Genomic DNA, 18,750 nt, shown 5'->3' on the forward strand with positions numbered 1-18,750 from the left:
CGACCCTACCCCACAATGTAAAACTAAAGTTCAACTTATATAGATAAGAGAGAGAAGATTTGTAAAAGGAGAATACCGGATGGAAGATCAGGGAATAGTCTGCCTATATTTACAGCGTTCGCAGCAAGCCATTATAGAGACTAAGAATAAATATGGGGCATACTGCAGAATGATTGCCAGAAACACACTTTCCAGTTATTCGGATATTGAAGAGTGTGAGAACGATACATACTTAGGAGCATGGAATGCAATCCCCCCTAATCTGCCTAGGAAGTTCCCTGTATTTCTGGGGAGGATCACACGTAATATTGCGCTTGATAAACATGGTTATAACACAGCGAAAAAGCGTAATCGTGAGTTTGAAGTTATTCTGGCTGAATTAGAAGATTGTATAGCTTCCCCTGATACTGTAGAAACAGAGTATGAAGCAGGTGAGATAGCCAATATAATAAATCAATTTCTATATGGCTTGGATGAGCAAGCAAGAAATTTATTTATTGGGAGGTACTGGTACTCCTGTTCCATAAAGGATCTTTCTATGAATTTTAATATGAGCAGCAGCAAAGTGAAATCCATTTTATTCAGGTTAAGAAATAAACTTAGAGTTCATCTGGAGAAAGAGGGGGTTAACCTGTGAAGAGAGAAGAGTTATATAAAGAGATCGGATTAATTGATGAGAACTTAATTGAAGCGGCCGGGCACAGTATGGAGAAAAGGAAAAAAGTATTTCTAAAAAGTGGGTGGTTCTGGTTGCCTGTCTTATCCTTTATAGTTCTACGGCTTCAGCTTTATTAGCAACAGAATATTATAAAAATCAAAACGCAGAGCCTTATATACGTTATTTAAGAGCTGAAGACATGGAGTTAGCACCGGTTGCCCGCTATGATGCGGAAAAATTTCTACAAGCTTTAAAAAGTAATAATGATGAGCATATATATATTGCTATTAATAGGCTGGTAGAATGCTTTAATGATCAAAAGCTGAGAGAAAAAGCGTTAAATGCACTCCAGCCCTTTTTAGAAAATGATAATCCAAAAATCGCTGATTCAGCCGCTTTTGCCATAGATATTCTGTCCAAAAGTTATCGGAGCCCGTATATTTTTAAGTTAGCAGACGGAAGTCTAATGTTTACGTTATTTAACAATTATTCGGATTATGGAAGTCAAAATGTCCTTTGGAGGATAAAAAACAATGTGCTTCAAGAGTATTTAAGCTTTTCTCCACCATCTATGTATATTACAGATATTATTCCTTCACCGGATAAGAAGTTAGTTGCGGTCGTGACAGGCTCTAATAAAAGTGAATTTGTTCAAATTATGAATGTTGAAGCGGGAAAAACAAGTCCAGAGTTAGTAGAATCTGCAAGAGTCAAATATGGTGCACAAAAAAAATTGGATACATGGACCCGCCCGGATCATGAGAATTATAGCTATGCAGACAAAGTAGTGTGGAAAGACAATGACACCTTAGAGTTCGAGGGCTCTCTTGCATATCAGGATACTGAGATTATAGAAAACGTTACTGTAGCGTATCAGTTTAGTAAAAAGGTAATGGAGGTAAAAGGACTTGATTCGTCTCGGTGAGTGCAAATTTTCAAAAGAATGGCCATCCGCAAAGGATGGCCTAAAACTTGCTATTACAGCCAGTACGGTGAACCGCACATCAGATGAAAGCGGCATCCGGTCTGCTGGCCGTTACCTGCGGAATCTCCTTGCCCGGCAGGAAATGAATGCTGCGGATGTAGCGGATGGTGCGGCTCTGCGCCCGCATGATGACGGAATGAGTCTCGGCGCGTTCCTTGCCGATGAAGCGGACTCCGCTTAAAAATTCACCGGAGGTCACGCCGGTCGCCGCGAAGATGACGTCGCCGGTGCCGACCATATCCTCCATCGAGAGGACGCGCGTCGGATTCTCGATGCCCATCATCAGGCAGCGCTGCAGCTCGAAGGGGCCCTCCGGCAGCAGCTTGCCCTGCAGCTCACCGCCGAGGCATTTCAGCGCGGCTGCTGCCAGCACGCCTTCCGGTGCTCCGCCGGAGCCCATGTACAGATCAACATCGCTGTCCGGCAGCGCTGCCGCTATGGCTCCGGCCACATCGCCGTGGCCGATCAGCTTGACGCGCACGCCCAGCCCGCGCAGCGTGGCAAGCAGCTGATCATGCCGCTTGCGGTCAAGGACCATCACCGTCAGCTCGGAGAGCGCTTTGCCGGTAATGAGGCTGGCTTTGCGCAGCGTGGTCTCAGCCGGATCTTCCAGGCTGAGCCTGCCGGCCAGCTCCGGACCGCAGGCGAGCTTCTCCATGTATATATCAGGCGCATGGAGCAGGCTGCCCCGGTCGGCAATGGCGATTACCGATTGGGCATTATGAAGCCCGCAGGCTACCACCTCCGTGCCTTCCAGCGGATCAACGGCCACATCAACGGAGGGGCCGTTCCGGTTCCCGACCTGCTCACCGATGTAGAGCATCGGTGCTTCGTCCATTTCCCCTTCGCCGATGACCACTGTCCCGTCAATGGAGACGGAATCGAACATGGAACGGATGGCGGTTGTGGCCGCATCATCCGCAGCATTTTTATCGCCCCGTCCTATCCAGCGGGCCGAAGATAAAGCGCCCAGTTCAGTTACCCGTACAATTTCCAGTGCCAATTCGCGTTCCATATGATTTCCCTCCAGTATTCTATTTGTATAAGCTAAGGCCGGACAGGCTAAGACCAGCAGTAAAACGATGATTCTAAGGAGAATCAGTGATATAACCCATAATAATGCCTGCAGTTTCTTCAATGGCCTTGTTCGTAATATCAATCACCGGGCAGCCCAGCTTCGCGAACAGCACGGCGGCGTATTCCATTTCTTCGGTGATGCGCTCCAGGCTGGCATACTGCGAGCCTGCCGGGAGTCCAAGCTGCTTCAGCCGCTCGGAGCGGATCTTCAGCATATACTCAGGCTTCATCGTAAGCCCGATGAGCCGGTTCGGCGGCAGGCTCATCAGCTGCTGCGGCGGGCCGATTTCGGGAACGATGGGGTAGTTCACGACCTTTTTGCCCCGGTGGGCCAGAAAAATGCTGAGCGGGGTTTTGGAGGTGCGGGACATGCCCAGCAGCACAATATCCGCCTTCAGCATCGCGCCAAGATCGCGCCCGTCGTCACAGGCCACGGTAAATTCTATCGCCTCGATCCGCCGGAAATAGTCCTCGTCGAGCTGGTGAAGCAGCCCTGGCCGGGCCTGGGGCGCATCATCAAAGGTATCAATGAAGGCCTGCATCATCGGGCCCATGATATCGACAATCCGCAGGTCGAGGCGCACCGCTTCCTCGCGGATCATCTCCCGCAGCTCCGGCTGAACCAGCGTGTAGGCGACAAAGCCCTGAAGCTGGGCAGTCTCCTCCATCAGCTTCCGCAGCTCGTCTTCATGCCTAACATTGCCGTATCTTCTGATCGTGACACGCTGATTCTGGAATTGGTGGATAACAGCCTGCACGACAGCCTCTGCTGTATCCCCTATAGAATCCGAGCATATCGTAATGAAATGTGAGGATGGCTCCATGCGTTTTTGATTCCTCCCGTTATCCTTTGGCTTCTAGATCGAGGAGTAGTTTGACGATGGAAGTTTTGGTCAGCCGTCCGACCACGTCGAGCCTTGGGCCGTTTTCTTCCACAGTACCGGGGATTACCACCGGCAAACTGTCCACCTCGTGAAAAATCATTTTTTGTGCGGCATCAAGCACCGTATCTCCGGGAGAAACCGTCACGACCTTGGGCTGGCGGGTCATCACCATGCTTACAGGCATGGATACCGCACCGGGATTGCCCAGCGTAACCTTCAAAAAATCCTTGCGCGAGGCCACTCCGGTCAGCTTGCCGTCCCCGTCGCAGATGATCAGCGTGCCGACATCCTGCAGAAACAGTGTAACTACGGCATCCTGAATCGTTGTCGTCTCGCGGATAATGATCGGAATGCTCTGAATGTCCTTGACCTTGGTTTCCTTCAGCAGATAGCTGCCGCCGAGGCGCTCTGCGGTTTTTTTGCCGGGAAAATAACCCACCTTGGGTTTGGCGTCAATGTACTCCAGCATGACAAGCACGGATAAGTCCGAGCGGATCGTCGGCTTGCTGAGATTGAGATGCTCCGCAATTTGCTCGGCGGTAATGGGTGCTCTTTTCTTAACAATTTCAACAATTTGCAGTTGACGGGGTGTCAGTTCGATCACAGGTTCCCTCCACTTTCCGGATACAATCTGGCGTTCCTTCACTGAAAAGGAGCACCGTTTGCCGATTCCCCCTTCCATTCTTACGTGCTATTGGAATATATAGCCCTTAACTTGCTTATATAATACGCAATAATGATCATTAATGCAACATATAATACGTCATATATATTATATTATTGAAAAATAGACGTTTTTATTCGCGGTTAGAACGTAGGCGGTTAAGAGCAACGGAATTTGCTAGAGCGCTTCCCACTCCCGGCCTATACAGCCCGGAGTTCATCCGCACCATAAAGCCACCCGATGCAACCTCGAATGTGGGGTGGGGAGCAGTGAGTGAGGAGTGGGGACAGGGGGTAGGGAGTAATTAGTGGTTGAGTGGGGGTGGAGAGTATCTGATTGGGGAGCATGAGTGGAGAGTAGGGAGTAATTAGTGGTGGAGTGGGAGTGGGGAGTAGCTGATTGGGGGGCATGAGTGGAGGGCAGGGGGTAGGGAGTAATTATTGGTGGAGTGGGAGTGGAGAGAAGCTGAGTGGGGGAGCATGAGTGGAGAGTAGGGAGTAATTATTGGTGGAGTGGGAGTGGAGAGTAGCTGATTGGGGGGCATGAGTGGAGGGCAGAGAGTAGGGAGTAATTATTGGTTGAGTGGGAGTGGGGTAGGAGTAGCTGAGTTGAGAGTAATGAGTTGCAGGTGTTAGGTTCTTAGCGTTGCGGACACAGATGCGCTTATTTTGTGAAAATGAGTATTTTTACTGTTGTCGCGGACTCAGGAGCTCTTATTTCATGATTTTCGGCCCGTATTAGGGAAAAAGGATGCCAATAACGGCTACTGTGTCCGCAATGAAGGAATAATGGAGTTACTTTGAAGAATAACGGATCTGGTGTCCGCATGCGAGCAGAGCTTCCGGTGCCGCTGGTCGTGAGCGGGCGCCGCAAACCGAAACAACGGCAAAACTGCCGTTGTTAGCGCCGCCCCCGGCTCCACGCCGAGCCCGGCCGCGTTGGGCCGCCGCCGCCCCACCCCCGCGCCGCCAGCCGTCGCAGCCCAGCGGCCTGCGCCAGCCTAGGCAACCCGCCGCTCTCACAAAATCCGTTTCCGCGGATAAGCTTCTGCTGCCGGCGGCTGCATCAGCGGTGCGCTCTGCTTCGGCTTGAACAGCAGTTGCTTCAGTGCGCCTGCATTTACAAGCACGGTGCCGGTGATGATGGTGAAGACGCCGAGCAGAGTGAGCCAGGTTACAGTCTCTCCATAGAACAGGAAACCTACGCCAACCGCAATCGGCGGGGAGATGTACAGCCATGTAGAAGGAAAGACGGGATTCGTTTTGGCAACCAGCCAGTAGAACAGCGTGTGCCCGACCATGGAGCCGACCACGGTTAGATAGAGCAGGGAACCGGCTGTCTGGAACGACAGCAGAAATCCGGGATGCACGTTTTCGGTGAACAGGGACAGTACGAACAGGAGCGCGCCGCCGTATATCATCTGTGCTGCATTCAGGGCAACGGGCGATTCGCCGGAGAAGGTGCGGGTTACTTTTTTGGAATAAATCGCCCCCGCTGCGTAGCAAATTTCTCCGGTCAACACTATGGCGCAGCCGGTGATCCACAGGGGAGAAACATCAATTGCAAGGCTTGGCAGCACAAGCAGCAGCACGCCAGTGAAGCCGATGATGCAGCCCAACAGCGAATAGGAGGGCGCTTTTTGCCGGAGAAACGCGGTCTGCATCAGCAGAATCATCATGGGACCGGTAGCGGACAGCACGGCAGCGAGCCCTGAGGAGACATATTGCTCGGCCCAGTACAGCGCGGAAAAGGTTCCAAAAGTCAGCGCAGCGCCAGTGAACAGCATTTCTTTGCGCAGGAGCAGGCGGAAGCTGGCTTTGCCTTTCCAGGCCATAAAGAGAAAGAGTACAGCACCCGCAACGAAAAAGCGCAGACCCGCCGAGAAAAACGGAGGCGTTCCGGCGTCTACGCCGATTTTAATAGCCAGGAAGGTTGTGCCAAAGATCAGGCAGACGAGCGAATAAGCGAGCATAATCATGATTCAGTTCCCCTTTGTGATGGTAATGTGGCAGCCGGTTGAAGGTTTTGGTTAATCATATCCGAAGAGGAACAGAACAGATAATAGATGACAGAACAGATGGAGAGCGGAATATAGTACAATAGGGCCAAGAGAAGTTAGTTGATATGAATATTGGCCTTGGCTGTTTGACAGGGTATTGTGGATAGGAGGCAGATGGATGAAAAAGGCGGCAGGCACAGAACAGAGTCATCCTCTGTTTCGTAAAGTGTACCAGTACATGTACAACCGGATGGAACGCGGGGAGTGGAAGGCGCATGACAAGCTGCCGTCTATCCGGCTGCTGGCCGAGGAGCTGAAAGTTCACAGGCTTACGGTCTTCAAGGCTTACCGGGAGCTGACTGAAGACGGCAGAGTGTATGTAAAAGATAAATCCGGTTATTACATGTCTCCGGTCAGCAGCCCGACGAAGGAGTCAGCGGAAGGGGACGGAGCAGCAATTTCCTCTTACATGCTGGCGAATCCCATGTCCGATATTCAGCGGATGCAAGTCAGCTACCAGTTCTCGCAGGCGCTCATAGATCCGGGACTGCTGCCCAACCTGTTCCTGTCCGACTATGTCAAAAAAGTGTTCGACCTCTACCCGAAAGTTATGGGAACATACTCTTCCGTCCAGGGAGATGAGGAGCTGCGCGGAACGCTTAGCCGCCATTTCCGGGAGCAGCACCGGCTGCACCTGTCGCCGCGCGAGCTGCTGATAACCTCGGGGGCTCAGCAGGCGATCAATCTGATCGCAGGCATTGTGCTGGGTCCGCTGGATACGGTGCTGGTTGAGCGGCCGACGTACAGCGTGGCGATGGATATTTTCCGTCGTCTGGGGGCACGGCTGGTGCCGGTGGAAATTACTCCGGAGGGCTATGATCTGCAGCAGGTCGAGGAGCTGATGCGCAGGCACCGGCCGCGGATGTTCTACATGAACCCGACGCATCACAATCCTACTGGCTTTACCGTTCCGGCGCGGCAGCGCAAGCTCCTGATTGAGCTGGCGGAGCGCTACCGTTGTCTGCTCGTGGAGGACGACCCGTTCCGCGATATGTACTTCGCGGAGCCGCCGCCGCCCCCGTTTTTTGCCTATGATACGGAAGGCTGGGTAATCTACATCAGCAGCTTCAGCAAATATGTGGCCCCGGGCCTGCGGATCTGCGCCGTAGGGTGCCGCTATCCGTTCATGGAACAGCTGATTACCGCCAAATCGCTGGCAGACAACGGTACGCCGATTTTGAACCAGAAAATCTTTCTGCACTACTACACCTCGCCGCGTCTGCAGCAGCATCTCGGGAAGCTGCGGATTGCGCTCCAGGTGCACAAGGAGATCATGGAGGAGGAGCTGGCCGCCACCGGGTGGGAATGGACGCCTCCGCAGGGCGGGCTGAATCTCTGGGTGAAGCTGCCGGAGCCGGTCTCCGTGTCTGCACTGTTTGCGCGCGCTATGGAGCAGTCCATCTCTTTTGTCCCGGGTGAAATTCTCGATCCGCTGGGAGAGATGAAGTCCTGGCTGCGCCTCAGCTACTCCTTCGCCAGCGAAGGGATGCTGCGTGAAGGAATACGCCGTCTGGCGGCACTTGCGCGGGAGCTGTAAAGAGGGGGCAATGTGTACGGGGGGAGTTCCGGGACTACGGCTGATTCATTGACGGACCGTATCCTGTGGTGAAAGCTGTCTGGACAGTCACCTTTTTGCCTCTTAGCGATATGCTGTAGGTAAAAGGAGGGCTGATCATGACGCTTTTGCATCAATATATGGAAATCAAGAATGAGGAGCTTCCTCTGAAAGCCTGGAAGAAGGAGGCCTGCCGCCTGTTTGCTTCCAGGATGAGTGACCGGAAAGTCCGGTTTCCCTGCATTCCAGCCACACAAGCATTCACGCTGGGCCATTTCCGCTATGGTTTTGCGCCTAACCCTTGGCATGAATCAGCAGGGCGGAAGCTGGCGGAGATTATTGCCGAGTATGGTAAATCTTCGCGTTCTTTCGGTGATTACTCATCACTGGTTGTCTTTTTTGAAGCGGAGGAGAAGGTTAGGGATGTCTTGGAATATGAAGCGGTATTCTGGGACTTATTAAGCCAGGTAAGCCGTACGGACAGTACGCCGTGGCCGGTGGACATTCCGGAAGATCCGGAACAGGCGCTGTGGGAGTTCTGTTATGAAGACGAGCGGTATTTCGTCTATTGCGGCACCCCGGCACATACAGCCCGGCAGAGCCGGAGTTTCCCTTATTTTATGCTGGCTCTCACACCCCGCTGGGTATTGGACCGGTGGAATGCACATCCTCAAAAAGCAGCTGCGGTTGCTCCCAAAATCCGTGCCCGCCTGTCCGCTTACGACACAGCCCCGGCCCATCCGGAATTGAAGCCGTACGGATCGGAGGGGAATCTTGAATACAAACAGTATTATCTGCGGGATGACGATACTTCACCGGCTGGATGTCCATTCCATCGTGCAGTTGATTTTACGGACATTGAATAGTTTCTGTGTGGTTTTACATTAATCGGATGTTCGCCAAATATCCCCTTAATATATTTACTCTAGTATGAGGGAGTAATTAACCTTAAGGAGGGTATATATGAAATCTCAGAAAAAGAATAGATTTAAGACGGCTTTGACCGTAACTGCGGCAGGGGCGCTTTTGGCTACAAGTGTAGTGGCTACACAGCCTGCCAAACCGGCTCAGGCGGCTTCTTCAAAAACGAAAAATGTCATTCTTTTTGTCGGCGACGGCATGGGAACAGCAGCACGCAATGCAATCCGTCTGGCGACTGTAGGCGAAAAAGGCAAGCTGGCCATGGATGATATGCCCTACGCGGGCCTGGTACATACGAGCTCTACTGTACCGGTTACAGATTCAGCTGCATCCGCCACGGCCTATGCCAGCGGAGTGAAGACATATAATGGCGCCATCGGCATGGATGCCAACAAAAAATCGGTTAAAACGATTGCGGAATACGCCAAAGAAGCCGGCAAATCCACAGGCGTGGTAACTACCAGCCAAATTACAGATGCTACGGGCGCAGCTTTTGGCGCACATGTGGAAGACCGCTCGAAGCAAAGCGACATCGCACTGCAGCTCCTGACCAAGAGCAAAGTGGATGTTCTGCTCGGCGGCGGTGAGGATTTCTGGTATCCGGCAGGCGAAGCAGGCAAGTTCCCGGATGCCCCGGCAGAAGATCCTTCGGAGAAAAGCAAAGGAACCCAGGGGAATCTTGTCACCAAAGCGAAGCAGCTTGGTTACAGCTATGTGTCGACCAAAGACGGCCTGAAGCAGGCCAAAGGCGGCAAGCTGCTCGGACTGTTCGCCAACGAGGAAATGTTCCAGCAGAATGAGGAAGGCAAAGGGGATATTTATAATCCTGTAGTCTCGCTGCCGGAAATGACTAAGAAAGCAATCGACACGCTGTCCACGAACCAAAAAGGCTTTTTCCTGATGGTGGAGGAAGAAGGCACGGATGAGTTTGCCCACAAAAATAATGCCAAGATGACGATCAAATCCGGCCAGGCTCTGGATGCATCTGTGCAGGTAGCCAAGGATTTTGCCAAAAAGAACCCGGACACGCTGGTGCTGGTGCTGGCTGACCATGAAACCGGGGGACTGTCCATCGAACCGGTGGATGCAGAGGATGAAACAGGAGACGGCATCTCCCAAGAAGATGGTCCGTTCGCTATCGCCAATTCCAAGGAAAGCTTTGTAGTGGACTGGACAACCTCCGGACATACAGCGGTAGATATTCCGGTTACCGCGGTGGGCAAAAACGCCCAGCTCTTCACGGGAGTTTTTGAGAATACTGCCGTGTTCGATAAGCTGATGCAGGCGTACGGTTTTAATGCAAAAAAATAATACGGCAGAAGGAGCCTTCTTCCTTATGCAATAAACTAGCTGGCCGGATTTTCCGGCTGGCTAGTTTTTGTTGTGAATCATATGCTTTATTGTCTGGCAAATATCCGCTGTGCCGCTTCCATTCCGTATATTTACATTTTCTTAGTAACATTTGTAACTGACGGTCTGGGCCGGGAACTGATAAATATATCATGTAAGCGTTTTTATTAATCGACTGGGGGAATGGTTGTGAAAAAAGTAACAAAATTATTATTGGCAGCTGGCATCTCGCTGGCAGTAGTCGGCGTAGGCAGCAGCGGCGTTCTGAGCAATATATCTTCAGCTGCTAGCGCACCGCTTAAGGTTGGACGGATCGAAGCTGCCGCTCATGGCACGAAATGCTTCACTGTGGCAGTTGCCGTAGTCCAGAATGGCGTTATCGTTGCCGCTTCGCTGGATGACTATCAATTCCTGGGTTCGGATGTGGCCAAAGGAGTGCCTAACTCCGACAAGGACTTCGGACAGAATTACAAAGATCCTGCAATGGTCCTGGCTTCGAAGAAAGCCAATGCTAAATACTATAGCGAACATATGAAAGAAGAAGCCAAATCCACGGTTTCCTATGATAAGAACATGGCTGCTATTGAGAAATTTGCAACAGGCAAAACGATCAAATCGCTTGAAGCTACACTGGCTGCAAAGAGCAAAGAACAGATGGTTGATGCTGTCAGCGGAGCCACCCTGGTAGACACCCAAGGCTACCTGAAAGCTATTCTGGCTGCTGCCAAGGCTGCGAAATAAGCTGCTGCTTCGTTAACAAAAGCTCCTTCACGGTTTTGGCTGTGAAGGAGCTTTTTGCGTCTGCTTCTGTGGTTTTCCGCCATCACACCCAGCCGAACAAACGGGCTGCCTGGGCAACGGCAAAAGTTACAGCAATGGCAATCCCGAGCGGAATGACGGCAGAGAGCACTGCCCACTTCATACTGCGGGTTTCTTTGTAAATATTGATCAGTGTGGTGCCGCATGGATAGTGGAGCAGGGAGAACAGCATCATATTCAGCGCGGTCAGCCAAGTCCAGCCATGACTCAGGAAGATATCCTTAATGCCGCCGAGTCCATCGATATCGACCATGGCGCCGGAGGACATATAGCCCATGAGCAGGATCGGCAGTACGATTTCATTGGCAGGGAGCCCCAGGATAAAGGCCATAATAATGAAGCCGTCCAGCCCAAGCAAATTCGCAAAAGGATCAAAAAAAGCAGCCATATGGTTAAGGACGCTGTCTCCTCCGACCATCACATTGCCCAGTATCCAGGTGAGAATCCCGGCAGGCGCAGCGACCACGATTGCCCGGGTCAGCACGTTCAGGGATTTTTCTTTGGAGGTAATCAGTATGGTTTTCCAAATTTGCGGACGGCGGTATGGCGGAAGCTCCAGCGTGTAGTGAGTTGGCACTCCGCGCAGCGCGGTCTTGGACATCACCCAGGAGACGGTCAAGGTGACGATGATACCGATCAGGACAATGCCCATCAGCACCAGGGCTGTTGATAAAGTGCGCAGTGCGCCCGCTGCGGCCCCGCCGGCCATAAACAAGGATGAGAGCAGAATCAGCGTAGGCCAGCGTCCGTTGCAGGGGACGAAGTTATTGGTCAGAATGGCCAGCATCCGTTCCCGGGGCGATTCGATAATGCGGGTGGAGAGAATGGCGGCGGCATTGCAGCCGAAGCCCATTGACATGGTCAGGGCCTGCTTGCCGTGGCCGCCGGATTTTTTGAACAACCGGTCCATGTTAAAAGCCACGCGCGGCAGATAGCCGAAATTCTCCAGCAGCGCAAACACCGGGAAGAAAATCATCATGGGCGGCAGCATGACACTGATGACCCAGGAGGTTCCGCGGTACAGCCCCAGCACGAGCACGCCATGCAGCCAGGCCGGTGCATTCACAGCCTCAAAACCCGCAGTCAGATAGCCTTCAATCCAGCCAAAAAGGGAAGCGAGCCAGCCCGAAGGATAATTGGCGCCTGCAATTGTAATCCAGAACACGAGGCCGAGGCCGGCGAGCATAATGGGGAAGCCCCAGATTTTGGAGGTGACGATACTGTCCAGTTTATAGGTGCTGGCGAGTTTCTTCTGGTCCTTGTAGGTGACAGCCTCCCGGCAAATTCCGGCCGAAACCGCGTAAATTCCACTGACAATTTCATCCCGGATCGCGCCTTTGTCCGCGAGCTTCTTCGCAGCGGACAGCAGGGAATCCATGGCGTCAGTTCCTTTAATGGCATGCGGTGACTCCATGGGCCATGACCTCCTTTGTTCCGGAAATATTTTGGCGTCCCATATGGGCCTTCAGCGAAGTGAGCAGGCTGTCATCACCATCCAGCAGCCGCAGGGCAATCCAGCGTGCCGGATATCTTGAGCCAACAGTCTGTTCAACCATGGGGATAAGCTCGGCGATGCCTTGTTCAATTTCGTCACTGTAGCTGATGCGCAGCGGCTGTGCCGTAAAAGCACCGGTGGCCACGCGCTCGATCTGATCCAGAAGAGCTTCAATGCCGATTTTGCCCCGGGCAGAAATGACTGCAACCGGTACGCCCAGCCGTTTTGAAATCGCCTTCAAATCGATGTCGATGCCGAGCCTCCGGGCTTCATCGATCAGGTTGATACAGATCACGGCCCGTCCGGTAATCTCCAGCACCTGCAGTGCAAGGTTGAGGTTGCGCTCCAGCGACGTTGCGTCCAGTACCACCAGCGTCACATCGGGCTCCTCGAAAATAATGTAATCTCTGGCCGCCTCTTCGTCGGCGGAATTGGAGTACAGCGAGTAGGTGCCTGGAAGATCGACTGCACGGTACGTATGGTTGTTGTGGGTAAATTCGCCTTCGGCGGTAATGACGGTTTTGCCCGCCCAGTTGCCTGTGTGCTGACGCAGTCCGGTCAAAAGATTAAACAGCGTGCTTTTCCCCGTATTGGGGTTGCCGGCAAAAGCCACAGTAAATTGACTCATTTGTCTCCACCTCCAATCAAAGTTCCATAAATCAATTCACTTTCTTCCCGTCGCAGTGCAATGGTTGTATTGCTTACACGGAATGCCGTAGGGTCACCCAGCGGGCTGCGCCGCAGCACCTCTACAGCGTTGCCGACGACAAATCCGAGATCAAGCAGCCTTCTCCGCAGCACGCCCTGCACTTCTATGCTGCTGATCACCAGCTTGCTGCCGTTTACTGCCTCAGATAATGGAATAACAGCTCCAGCCATAACATCCCCTACTTTCATATTTAGAATTAAGTATATATTGTGCACTAGGGATAGACTCTTGTAGTCTGCCACAATAGTAGTATACGTAAATAAATTTGTCTTGGCAACAAAAAAGTTTCCCTAGGGAAAAATAAATGAGAGATATTTATAAATGCAGGCTGAGCTGGTCATAACACGAAAAAAACGAATAAAATACAGATGATAAATGCAGATAATAATGGTATATTTTGGTCTATTATTGATAGAAATGTTATTTTTTGCTGAGGATAAGACAGGAAAGTGGAAAGAAGATAAGGCTAAGAAGTGGAACGATGATAAGGGTGAGAAGTGGAAAGACGATAAGGGTGAGAAGTGGAAAGATGATAAGGCTGAAAGGTCGAAAGAAGAGGTTCGTTTTGGCTGGTGAAACTATGAGGGGATGGTGTATAATGAAGACTTGGGTTTGGAATAAAAAGTAATTAATTGGAAGAAGTAAAAATACCTTTGATTTGGTCAAAAGTGGTAGTGTCAAGAAGTTTGTGTAAGGAGAGTACGTATTTTTTGGCGCATCGTTTGGCGGTTAGGTGGAAAAAGTATCACTAATTTGCTTGAGCATCAATCAACCCGGAAGGCTAAGTGGAAAAAAGTACACTAATTTAGCCTTTATCGCTCAAGATAAGAGGATATTACCAAATTAAGTTCCCTTTTTCCACTTTAACCTCACAATTGTTGATTTCTGAGGAATTTAAGTTCCCTTTTTCCACTTGGCTTACCCCACTCCCGAAATCAAAAGCGTATTTTCATCCCTAATTTCATCCACTAGCCTACTTCTGGCGGGTTCAAATGTATTTTACCTTTGAGCGCTTTCAGGCCGAACACCCAGTGTACCATCCGGCGGCAGGTGCACTGGGTGTTACCAAAGCTAAAGCAAGCCGCTGCATGCTTGCAGCGGAAATACACCCCCTGCATGTTCCCGTCAGTTATTCCCAGCTGCCGAAATCCAGGGTGCGGCCGGTTTCGACCAGGGTTTTGATGTTGCTTAGGATATGCCACCAGGCGCTGTCGCTGGCTGCATAGGCAGGGTCGTCCGGATGCCAGTTATCGTGAATGAGTGCCAAACGGGTACAGGCTCCTTCCGGCTCCAGCCGCCAGGAGATGCGTGACTCATAATTTTCTCTGTCTTTCAGGTAGGAAGGGCCTACTTTGTGCGTAAAGCTCAGCACTTTCTCGGGGATATATTCCAGCAGCGTTCCATACACATGCACAGTCTCATCGCCTTCCGCTCCAGGACCGACATATTCCAGCAGTTCTCCCGGGTTGAAGCTCGAGCGGATTACACTGCCGTAATAAATTTGTTGTACCTGCCCGGGGGAAACCAAGGCATCCCACACCTGGGCCGGGGTGCCGGCAATATAAAATTCATATTTCAATTCGTTCATTTCATTTGTTCCTCCCTGGAAGTGTATTTTCATACGGCCTTAAGCCTGTCTTCACTATAACAAAAGACCACTGACAGTTATGGTCAGTGATCCAGGAGGAAATCTAAGATTCGTTGTAATAGGCTGTAAGCTCTGCAGTCACTTCAGCGAGCTTCTTCTTCAAGGCGGCGGGCTCCCGGATGGTCAGCGCTTTGCCGTAGGGCAGCAGAAAGTACGGAGCGTAGCTGTAAAGAGTGGCCTCATCCAGCAGGAACCTTGCTGTGTTCTCGCTTCGCTGCTCCAGTGTATGTCCGAACAGCCAATGGCTGCACAGATCATTTAATACGGCCTCTGCGGCTGAAATGACAACGGCAGTCAGCTCCGCCGGATTGTTCTGGCCGGGGAGAAGGCTCTGCAGCAGGAACTCGCGTGCCGAGAAGCTGGCGGGGCGGATGAAGCCTGCCCCCGTCCTGCGCAGGCCGGCGATCCGGTCCACCCGGAAGCTGCGGACCTCCTGGCGCTGATGGCAGAACCCGGTTAGGTACCACTGGCCTTTCCATAACACAAGTCCGTAAGGATCAATACAGCGGGAGGATGGAAATCCGCCGCTGCCCTTGCGGTATTCCATCTCCAGCGTCAGGCTGTCTGCCGTACAGGCCTCAAGCTCTTCCAGCAGCTGCGCAAGCGGGGCAGCCGGTGAATGGAGCGTCTCCAGACCGCTCTCGTGGCGCTCCATTTGCGAGAGCTGTTCAGCATTGCTGTAACGCTTAAGCTTGGCAATCGCCCCGTCTAACGCCTGCTCATAGGGATAGCCGCTTCCCCTTGCAAAGGCCGAGGCCTGTACAAGCGCCCGCCGTTCCCCGGCGTCGAAGAACAGCGGAGCCGCACTGAAATGCTCCGGCAGGCTATAGCCGCCGCCCGGGCCGGCATCCGCAATGACGGGAACACCGCTCGCGCAGAGGGCGTCAATATAGCGGTAGACTGAGCGCACACTCAGCTCCAGCTCCCCGGCCAGCTCCGCAGCGGTTCTCTTGTGCTGCTGCAGTATCCACAGAATGGACAACATGTAATCGGCCTTGGACATACGTCCGTAACCCCCTTATTCATTGGCTGTTTTCAATATAGCCAGTGTACCTGTATCACGGCTTGCCGTCCAACCTGGGATAGGCGGTATTCGCTAAGCTGCGGCGGGTTTAGCCTGGAGGCACCGCCAGTCCGTTGTCCGCTGGGTGGGTCGGTTCCACTGCCCAAGGGCACAGGACCAGCCAATGCACAGGGAGTCTACACCATCATTTTCTTCAGACTATGAATATAGCGGGATCGGACAATGATGAAATATACTGTTTGCACCGCCAAAAAGGCTGCTGCCGTTACCAGAACCGGCATCGTGACATTGCGGATGCTGATCTGATACAGCACCGGACGGATGACCACCAGCGTCTGCACCGCAGCGACAAGAATAGGGATATAGAACAGCAAAGCAATCTGGCGGGTTGCGGCTGCCGACATTTCTCGGACGCTCAGGCCTATTTTGGACAAAGAATGGTACATTTTCATATCAGCGTTCAGCTCCGCATGCAGCTTGAAATAGAGGAAGCTGGCAGACGACAGTGAGAAGATCAGGGCGATAAAAATGCCGATAAAGCTGAGCATGGACGTTCCCTGCTTCGAGGCCATATAGTCGCCCGCCGAAGTGCTGATTAGGGTATCCCAGTTGTCATTGGCAGAGTTCCAGTTCCGGCTCCATGTCTCCAGTTCGCTTGAAATGACGGTCTCCGGTTCACCTGCTTTGGGCGGCGCATCGCCCCAATCCGGGATGTTATATAAGTAATACTCCATTAGGTTGGAACGGTCAGCCGCGGCAGCGGCTTGTTCATAATAACCATCGCTCACAATTAATACAGGTGCGGTATATTGGCCGAAAGGCATCGCCTCTGGTGTTTGAACCTGCTTCAAGGCCAGCTTCTGCTCATTTGGAGCCGGTAAGGATACCGTCTGGCCGGAATCGAACTTGACATCCCTATACCGGGGATTAAGCATCAGCACGGCTTCTCCGTCCGTAAGAGCAGGCAGGGCGTTAGACTCTATTTGTCCGGCGAGCTGATTGAAGCGGGAAAAGGGGAGCAGCATAACACTCTTGAACTTGTCCCTTTGGTCTTTAATAGAGCTGCGGATGAAATTAACTTTGTTCTCTGTATATTTGATTCCGTTTTGCTCCAGTGTGCTTAAGATTTTCTGTCTTCCGGTATCCGCCGCAGCAGCACCACGATCATAGATCGTGTAGATAATTCCAAACGGGCTGTTCATATAACCCGTCCGGTTCGACTGGCTGACGGACAGCAGGAACCCCGCAGCCATACAGGCCAGAGAGGTAACGACTGTAACCAGAAACAGCATCCGGGCGTTGTCCTTAATTTTGTAGCTCATCTCTGAAATCCATAGCAGATTGGTTCCCCGCCACACCCGTTTGCGGCTGATCTTCAGCAGGCGCATCCCCAGCACGGACAGCTGCGAATAGAAGAAATAGGTGCCGGGAATCCCTGTAACAGCAGCGGACAGCAGGGATAGAGGCGATAACGGAGTCCAGATGAAGTAGGCACCAGCCGTCAGCAGGGCCAGCCCAAGGATCGACAGCAGCCAGGAGACTTTGGGCTCTTTTTTCGGCTTCACGCTGCCCTTCAGCAGCTCCAGCACCTGATTTTTGCGGATGAACAACAGTGTGAACACGGAATTGGCCAGAAAAAGGGCAATAAAAGCAGTGGAGGTCGTAACCAGCGCCTTGACCGGCCAGTAGAACGGCAGATTGTCAATGCCCATAGCCTTGGTGCTCAGGAGCAGAAACAGCTTCGACAGCAGCATTCCGGCGGCCATCCCGGTTACGATCGACAGCAGGCCGATCAGCATGTTTTCCAGCATAATCAGCCGGTTGATCTGCCCCGGACGTGCGCCAAGAATCATCAGAATGCCGAATTCCTGATTGCGCAGCTTCAGAAAGGCGCTGATGGAATACATCACGAAGAAAAAAGCAAAAATGAACACAATGTATGAAGCAATCATCATCCCGGCAGCCGAATTTTCGCCCATTTCAATAGACGTAACTCCAGGGTGATACATAAATACTGAATAGGAGAAGAAGATCATGACCATGAAGGCGCTGCTGAGAAAAAAAGCCATATACGTACGCGCACCCCGCCGCACATTGTTAAACGCGAATTGAGGAAAGCTCATGCGAATTCCCTCCCCAGAATGAAAGTGTGTCGATAATTTTCTGGAAGAAGGCCTGGCGGTTGTCTCCGCGGTGGATTTCCGCCGCCAGCCTGCCGTCCTTAATGAAGACGATGCGGTTGCAATAGCTTGCCGCCAGCGGGTCATGCGTGACCAGCATCAGTGTGGTGCCTTCCCTGCGGTTGATGTCCTCCAGCGACTCCATTACGATCCGTGAGGAATTGGAATCCAGCGCACCAGTAGGTTCATCGGCCAGTATAATTGCGGGGGAAGTGATCATTGCCCGGGCAATCGCCGTGCGCTGGCGTTGTCCGCCGGAGATTTCATAGGTCCGCTTATTCAGGATATCCTTGATATTCAGCCGGTCCGCAACCTTATGCAGCAGAGCGTCCATTTCGGCCAGCTTGCGGTTGTCCAGGGTCAAGGGGAGAACGATGTTCTCAGCTACGGTCAACGTCTCCAGAAGATTGAAATCCTGAAAGACAAAGCCAAGCTGCCTGCGGCGGAACAGGGCCAGCTCCTTTTTGTTCATGAGGTAGGGATCGCTGCCCCCGATGTTCACGGCGCCCGAAGAGGGCTGGTCAATCGTGGAAACCATGTTCAGCAGGGTGGTTTTGCCGCTGCCCGAGGGTCCCATAATGCCAACGAATTCGCCTTGCTCAATACTGAGGTGAATATCTGTGAGGGCCTGGGTATTGACTTTGCCCGGATACACTTTGTTCAGAGCGGTTACTTCCAGTACATTCATTTCTTTCATTCCTTCCTGTTGGAAACTTAAGTCA

Annotated in this window: 18 protein-coding genes; 7 read left to right on the forward strand and 11 right to left on the reverse strand. The window is 52.1% G+C overall.

The window, feature by feature from the left end; all coding sequences use genetic code 11:
* The first annotated feature begins 79 nt into the window (after positions 1 to 79).
* Positions 80 to 637: an RNA polymerase sigma factor gene (locus JI735_RS14625; RefSeq protein WP_039834925.1), complete on the forward strand. Its 558-nt coding sequence runs from the start codon at positions 80 to 82 to the stop codon at positions 635 to 637.
* A gap of 103 nt (positions 638 to 740) precedes the next feature.
* A complete protein-coding gene (locus JI735_RS14630; protein WP_233476406.1) occupies positions 741 to 1,583 on the forward strand; it encodes a hypothetical protein in 843 nt (280 codons plus the stop codon).
* Between the two features lie 79 nt (positions 1,584 to 1,662).
* Here JI735_RS14630 and glpX read toward each other — a convergent pair whose 3' ends face one another.
* The 4 genes from glpX to JI735_RS14650 all read right to left on the reverse strand — a co-directional run bounded on the left by glpX (position 1,663) and on the right by JI735_RS14650 (position 6,246).
* Positions 1,663 to 2,658 carry a class II fructose-bisphosphatase gene (gene glpX, locus JI735_RS14635; RefSeq protein WP_202677511.1) on the reverse strand — a complete coding sequence of 332 codons (996 nt, stop codon included), beginning with the start codon at positions 2,656 to 2,658 and terminating at the stop codon, positions 1,663 to 1,665.
* A gap of 73 nt (positions 2,659 to 2,731) precedes the next feature.
* Positions 2,732 to 3,544, reverse strand: coding sequence for a pyruvate, water dikinase regulatory protein (locus JI735_RS14640; RefSeq protein ID WP_060819002.1), 813 nt, complete (start codon positions 3,542 to 3,544; stop codon positions 2,732 to 2,734).
* Positions 3,545 to 3,563: 19 nt separating this feature from the next.
* Complete coding sequence (locus JI735_RS14645; RefSeq protein WP_039834931.1) at positions 3,564 to 4,208, reverse strand: helix-turn-helix transcriptional regulator; 645 nt, start codon at positions 4,206 to 4,208, stop codon at positions 3,564 to 3,566.
* Positions 4,209 to 5,286: 1,078 nt separating this feature from the next.
* Positions 5,287 to 6,246: a DMT family transporter gene (locus tag JI735_RS14650; RefSeq protein ID WP_202677512.1), complete on the reverse strand. Its 960-nt coding sequence runs from the start codon at positions 6,244 to 6,246 to the stop codon at positions 5,287 to 5,289.
* A 199-nt stretch (positions 6,247 to 6,445) separates the two neighbouring features.
* On the opposite strand from JI735_RS14650, the gene JI735_RS14655 reads away from it, so the two are divergent.
* From JI735_RS14655 to JI735_RS14670, 4 genes are all read left to right on the forward strand, one after another.
* Positions 6,446 to 7,864 carry an aminotransferase-like domain-containing protein gene (locus JI735_RS14655; RefSeq protein WP_202677513.1) on the forward strand — a complete coding sequence of 473 codons (1,419 nt, stop codon included), beginning with the start codon at positions 6,446 to 6,448 and terminating at the stop codon, positions 7,862 to 7,864.
* Positions 7,865 to 8,001: 137 nt separating this feature from the next.
* Positions 8,002 to 8,748, forward strand: coding sequence for a YqcI/YcgG family protein (locus JI735_RS14660; RefSeq protein WP_051051931.1), 747 nt, complete (start codon positions 8,002 to 8,004; stop codon positions 8,746 to 8,748).
* Positions 8,749 to 8,845: 97 nt separating this feature from the next.
* Positions 8,846 to 10,114 (forward strand): alkaline phosphatase, encoded by a 1,269-nt coding sequence (locus tag JI735_RS14665; protein ID WP_039836378.1) that lies wholly within the window; start codon positions 8,846 to 8,848, stop codon positions 10,112 to 10,114.
* Between the two features lie 228 nt (positions 10,115 to 10,342).
* Positions 10,343 to 10,894, forward strand: coding sequence for a hypothetical protein (locus tag JI735_RS14670; RefSeq protein WP_020433452.1), 552 nt, complete (start codon positions 10,343 to 10,345; stop codon positions 10,892 to 10,894).
* 82 nt (positions 10,895 to 10,976) lie between these two features.
* On the opposite strand, the gene JI735_RS14675 is transcribed toward JI735_RS14670, so the two are convergent.
* The 3 genes from JI735_RS14675 to JI735_RS14685 are packed head-to-tail and all read right to left on the reverse strand — an operon-like array spanning position 10,977 to position 13,346.
* The gene (locus JI735_RS14675) at positions 10,977 to 12,386 is read right to left on the reverse strand and encodes a nucleoside recognition domain-containing protein (protein WP_039836377.1); all 1,410 of its coding nucleotides are present in this window, start codon (positions 12,384 to 12,386) and stop codon (positions 10,977 to 10,979) included.
* Positions 12,364 to 13,095, reverse strand: a complete 732-nt coding sequence (locus tag JI735_RS14680; RefSeq protein WP_039836376.1) for a FeoB small GTPase domain-containing protein — start codon at positions 13,093 to 13,095, stop codon at positions 12,364 to 12,366. The genes JI735_RS14675 and JI735_RS14680 overlap by 23 nt, the downstream gene beginning before the upstream one ends.
* Positions 13,092 to 13,346 carry a FeoA family protein gene (locus JI735_RS14685; RefSeq protein WP_039836375.1) on the reverse strand — a complete coding sequence of 85 codons (255 nt, stop codon included), beginning with the start codon at positions 13,344 to 13,346 and terminating at the stop codon, positions 13,092 to 13,094. Before JI735_RS14685 ends, JI735_RS14680 begins: the two co-directional genes overlap by 4 nt.
* 205 nt (positions 13,347 to 13,551) lie before the next feature.
* On the opposite strand from JI735_RS14685, the gene JI735_RS14690 reads away from it, so the two are divergent.
* On the forward strand, positions 13,552 to 13,752 hold the full coding sequence (locus JI735_RS14690; protein ID WP_039836373.1) for a hypothetical protein: 201 nt from the start codon (positions 13,552 to 13,554) through the stop codon (positions 13,750 to 13,752).
* 553 nt (positions 13,753 to 14,305) lie between these two features.
* On the opposite strand, the gene JI735_RS14695 is transcribed toward JI735_RS14690, so the two are convergent.
* From JI735_RS14695 to JI735_RS14710, 4 genes are all read right to left on the reverse strand, one after another.
* A complete protein-coding gene (locus tag JI735_RS14695) occupies positions 14,306 to 14,764 on the reverse strand; it encodes an SRPBCC domain-containing protein (RefSeq protein ID WP_039836371.1) in 459 nt (152 codons plus the stop codon).
* Positions 14,765 to 14,867: 103 nt separating this feature from the next.
* Complete coding sequence (locus tag JI735_RS14700) at positions 14,868 to 15,827, reverse strand: helix-turn-helix transcriptional regulator (RefSeq protein ID WP_039836369.1); 960 nt, start codon at positions 15,825 to 15,827, stop codon at positions 14,868 to 14,870.
* A 197-nt stretch (positions 15,828 to 16,024) separates the two neighbouring features.
* Positions 16,025 to 17,971 (reverse strand): FtsX-like permease family protein, encoded by a 1,947-nt coding sequence (locus JI735_RS14705; RefSeq protein WP_202677514.1) that lies wholly within the window; start codon positions 17,969 to 17,971, stop codon positions 16,025 to 16,027.
* Positions 17,946 to 18,716: an ABC transporter ATP-binding protein gene (locus tag JI735_RS14710; protein ID WP_039836365.1), complete on the reverse strand. Its 771-nt coding sequence runs from the start codon at positions 18,714 to 18,716 to the stop codon at positions 17,946 to 17,948. The genes JI735_RS14705 and JI735_RS14710 overlap by 26 nt, the downstream gene beginning before the upstream one ends.
* Between the last annotated feature and the right edge of the window lie 34 nt (positions 18,717 to 18,750).

Source organism: Paenibacillus sonchi (assembly GCF_016772475.1).
Lineage (GTDB): Bacteria > Bacillota > Bacilli > Paenibacillales > Paenibacillaceae > Paenibacillus_AQ > Paenibacillus_AQ sonchi.

Coding starts and splice junctions, on each gene's coding strand:
- JI735_RS14625 (WP_039834925.1), top strand. CDS start 80: ATGGAAGATCAGGGAATAGTCTGCCTATATTTACAGCGTTCGCAGCAA.
- glpX (WP_202677511.1), bottom strand. CDS start 2,658: ATGGAACGCGAATTGGCACTGGAAATTGTACGGGTAACTGAACTGGGC.
- JI735_RS14640 (WP_060819002.1), bottom strand. CDS start 3,544: ATGGAGCCATCCTCACATTTCATTACGATATGCTCGGATTCTATAGGG.
- JI735_RS14650 (WP_202677512.1), bottom strand. CDS start 6,246: ATGATTATGCTCGCTTATTCGCTCGTCTGCCTGATCTTTGGCACAACC.
- JI735_RS14655 (WP_202677513.1), top strand. CDS start 6,446: ATGAAAAAGGCGGCAGGCACAGAACAGAGTCATCCTCTGTTTCGTAAA.
- JI735_RS14660 (WP_051051931.1), top strand. CDS start 8,002: ATGACGCTTTTGCATCAATATATGGAAATCAAGAATGAGGAGCTTCCT.
- JI735_RS14665 (WP_039836378.1), top strand. CDS start 8,846: ATGAAATCTCAGAAAAAGAATAGATTTAAGACGGCTTTGACCGTAACT.
- JI735_RS14675 (WP_039836377.1), bottom strand. CDS start 12,386: ATGGAGTCACCGCATGCCATTAAAGGAACTGACGCCATGGATTCCCTG.
- JI735_RS14680 (WP_039836376.1), bottom strand. CDS start 13,095: ATGAGTCAATTTACTGTGGCTTTTGCCGGCAACCCCAATACGGGGAAA.
- JI735_RS14685 (WP_039836375.1), bottom strand. CDS start 13,346: ATGGCTGGAGCTGTTATTCCATTATCTGAGGCAGTAAACGGCAGCAAG.
- JI735_RS14690 (WP_039836373.1), top strand. CDS start 13,552: ATGCAGATAATAATGGTATATTTTGGTCTATTATTGATAGAAATGTTA.
- JI735_RS14695 (WP_039836371.1), bottom strand. CDS start 14,764: ATGAACGAATTGAAATATGAATTTTATATTGCCGGCACCCCGGCCCAG.
- JI735_RS14700 (WP_039836369.1), bottom strand. CDS start 15,827: ATGTCCAAGGCCGATTACATGTTGTCCATTCTGTGGATACTGCAGCAG.
- JI735_RS14705 (WP_202677514.1), bottom strand. CDS start 17,971: ATGAGCTTTCCTCAATTCGCGTTTAACAATGTGCGGCGGGGTGCGCGT.
- JI735_RS14710 (WP_039836365.1), bottom strand. CDS start 18,716: ATGAATGTACTGGAAGTAACCGCTCTGAACAAAGTGTATCCGGGCAAA.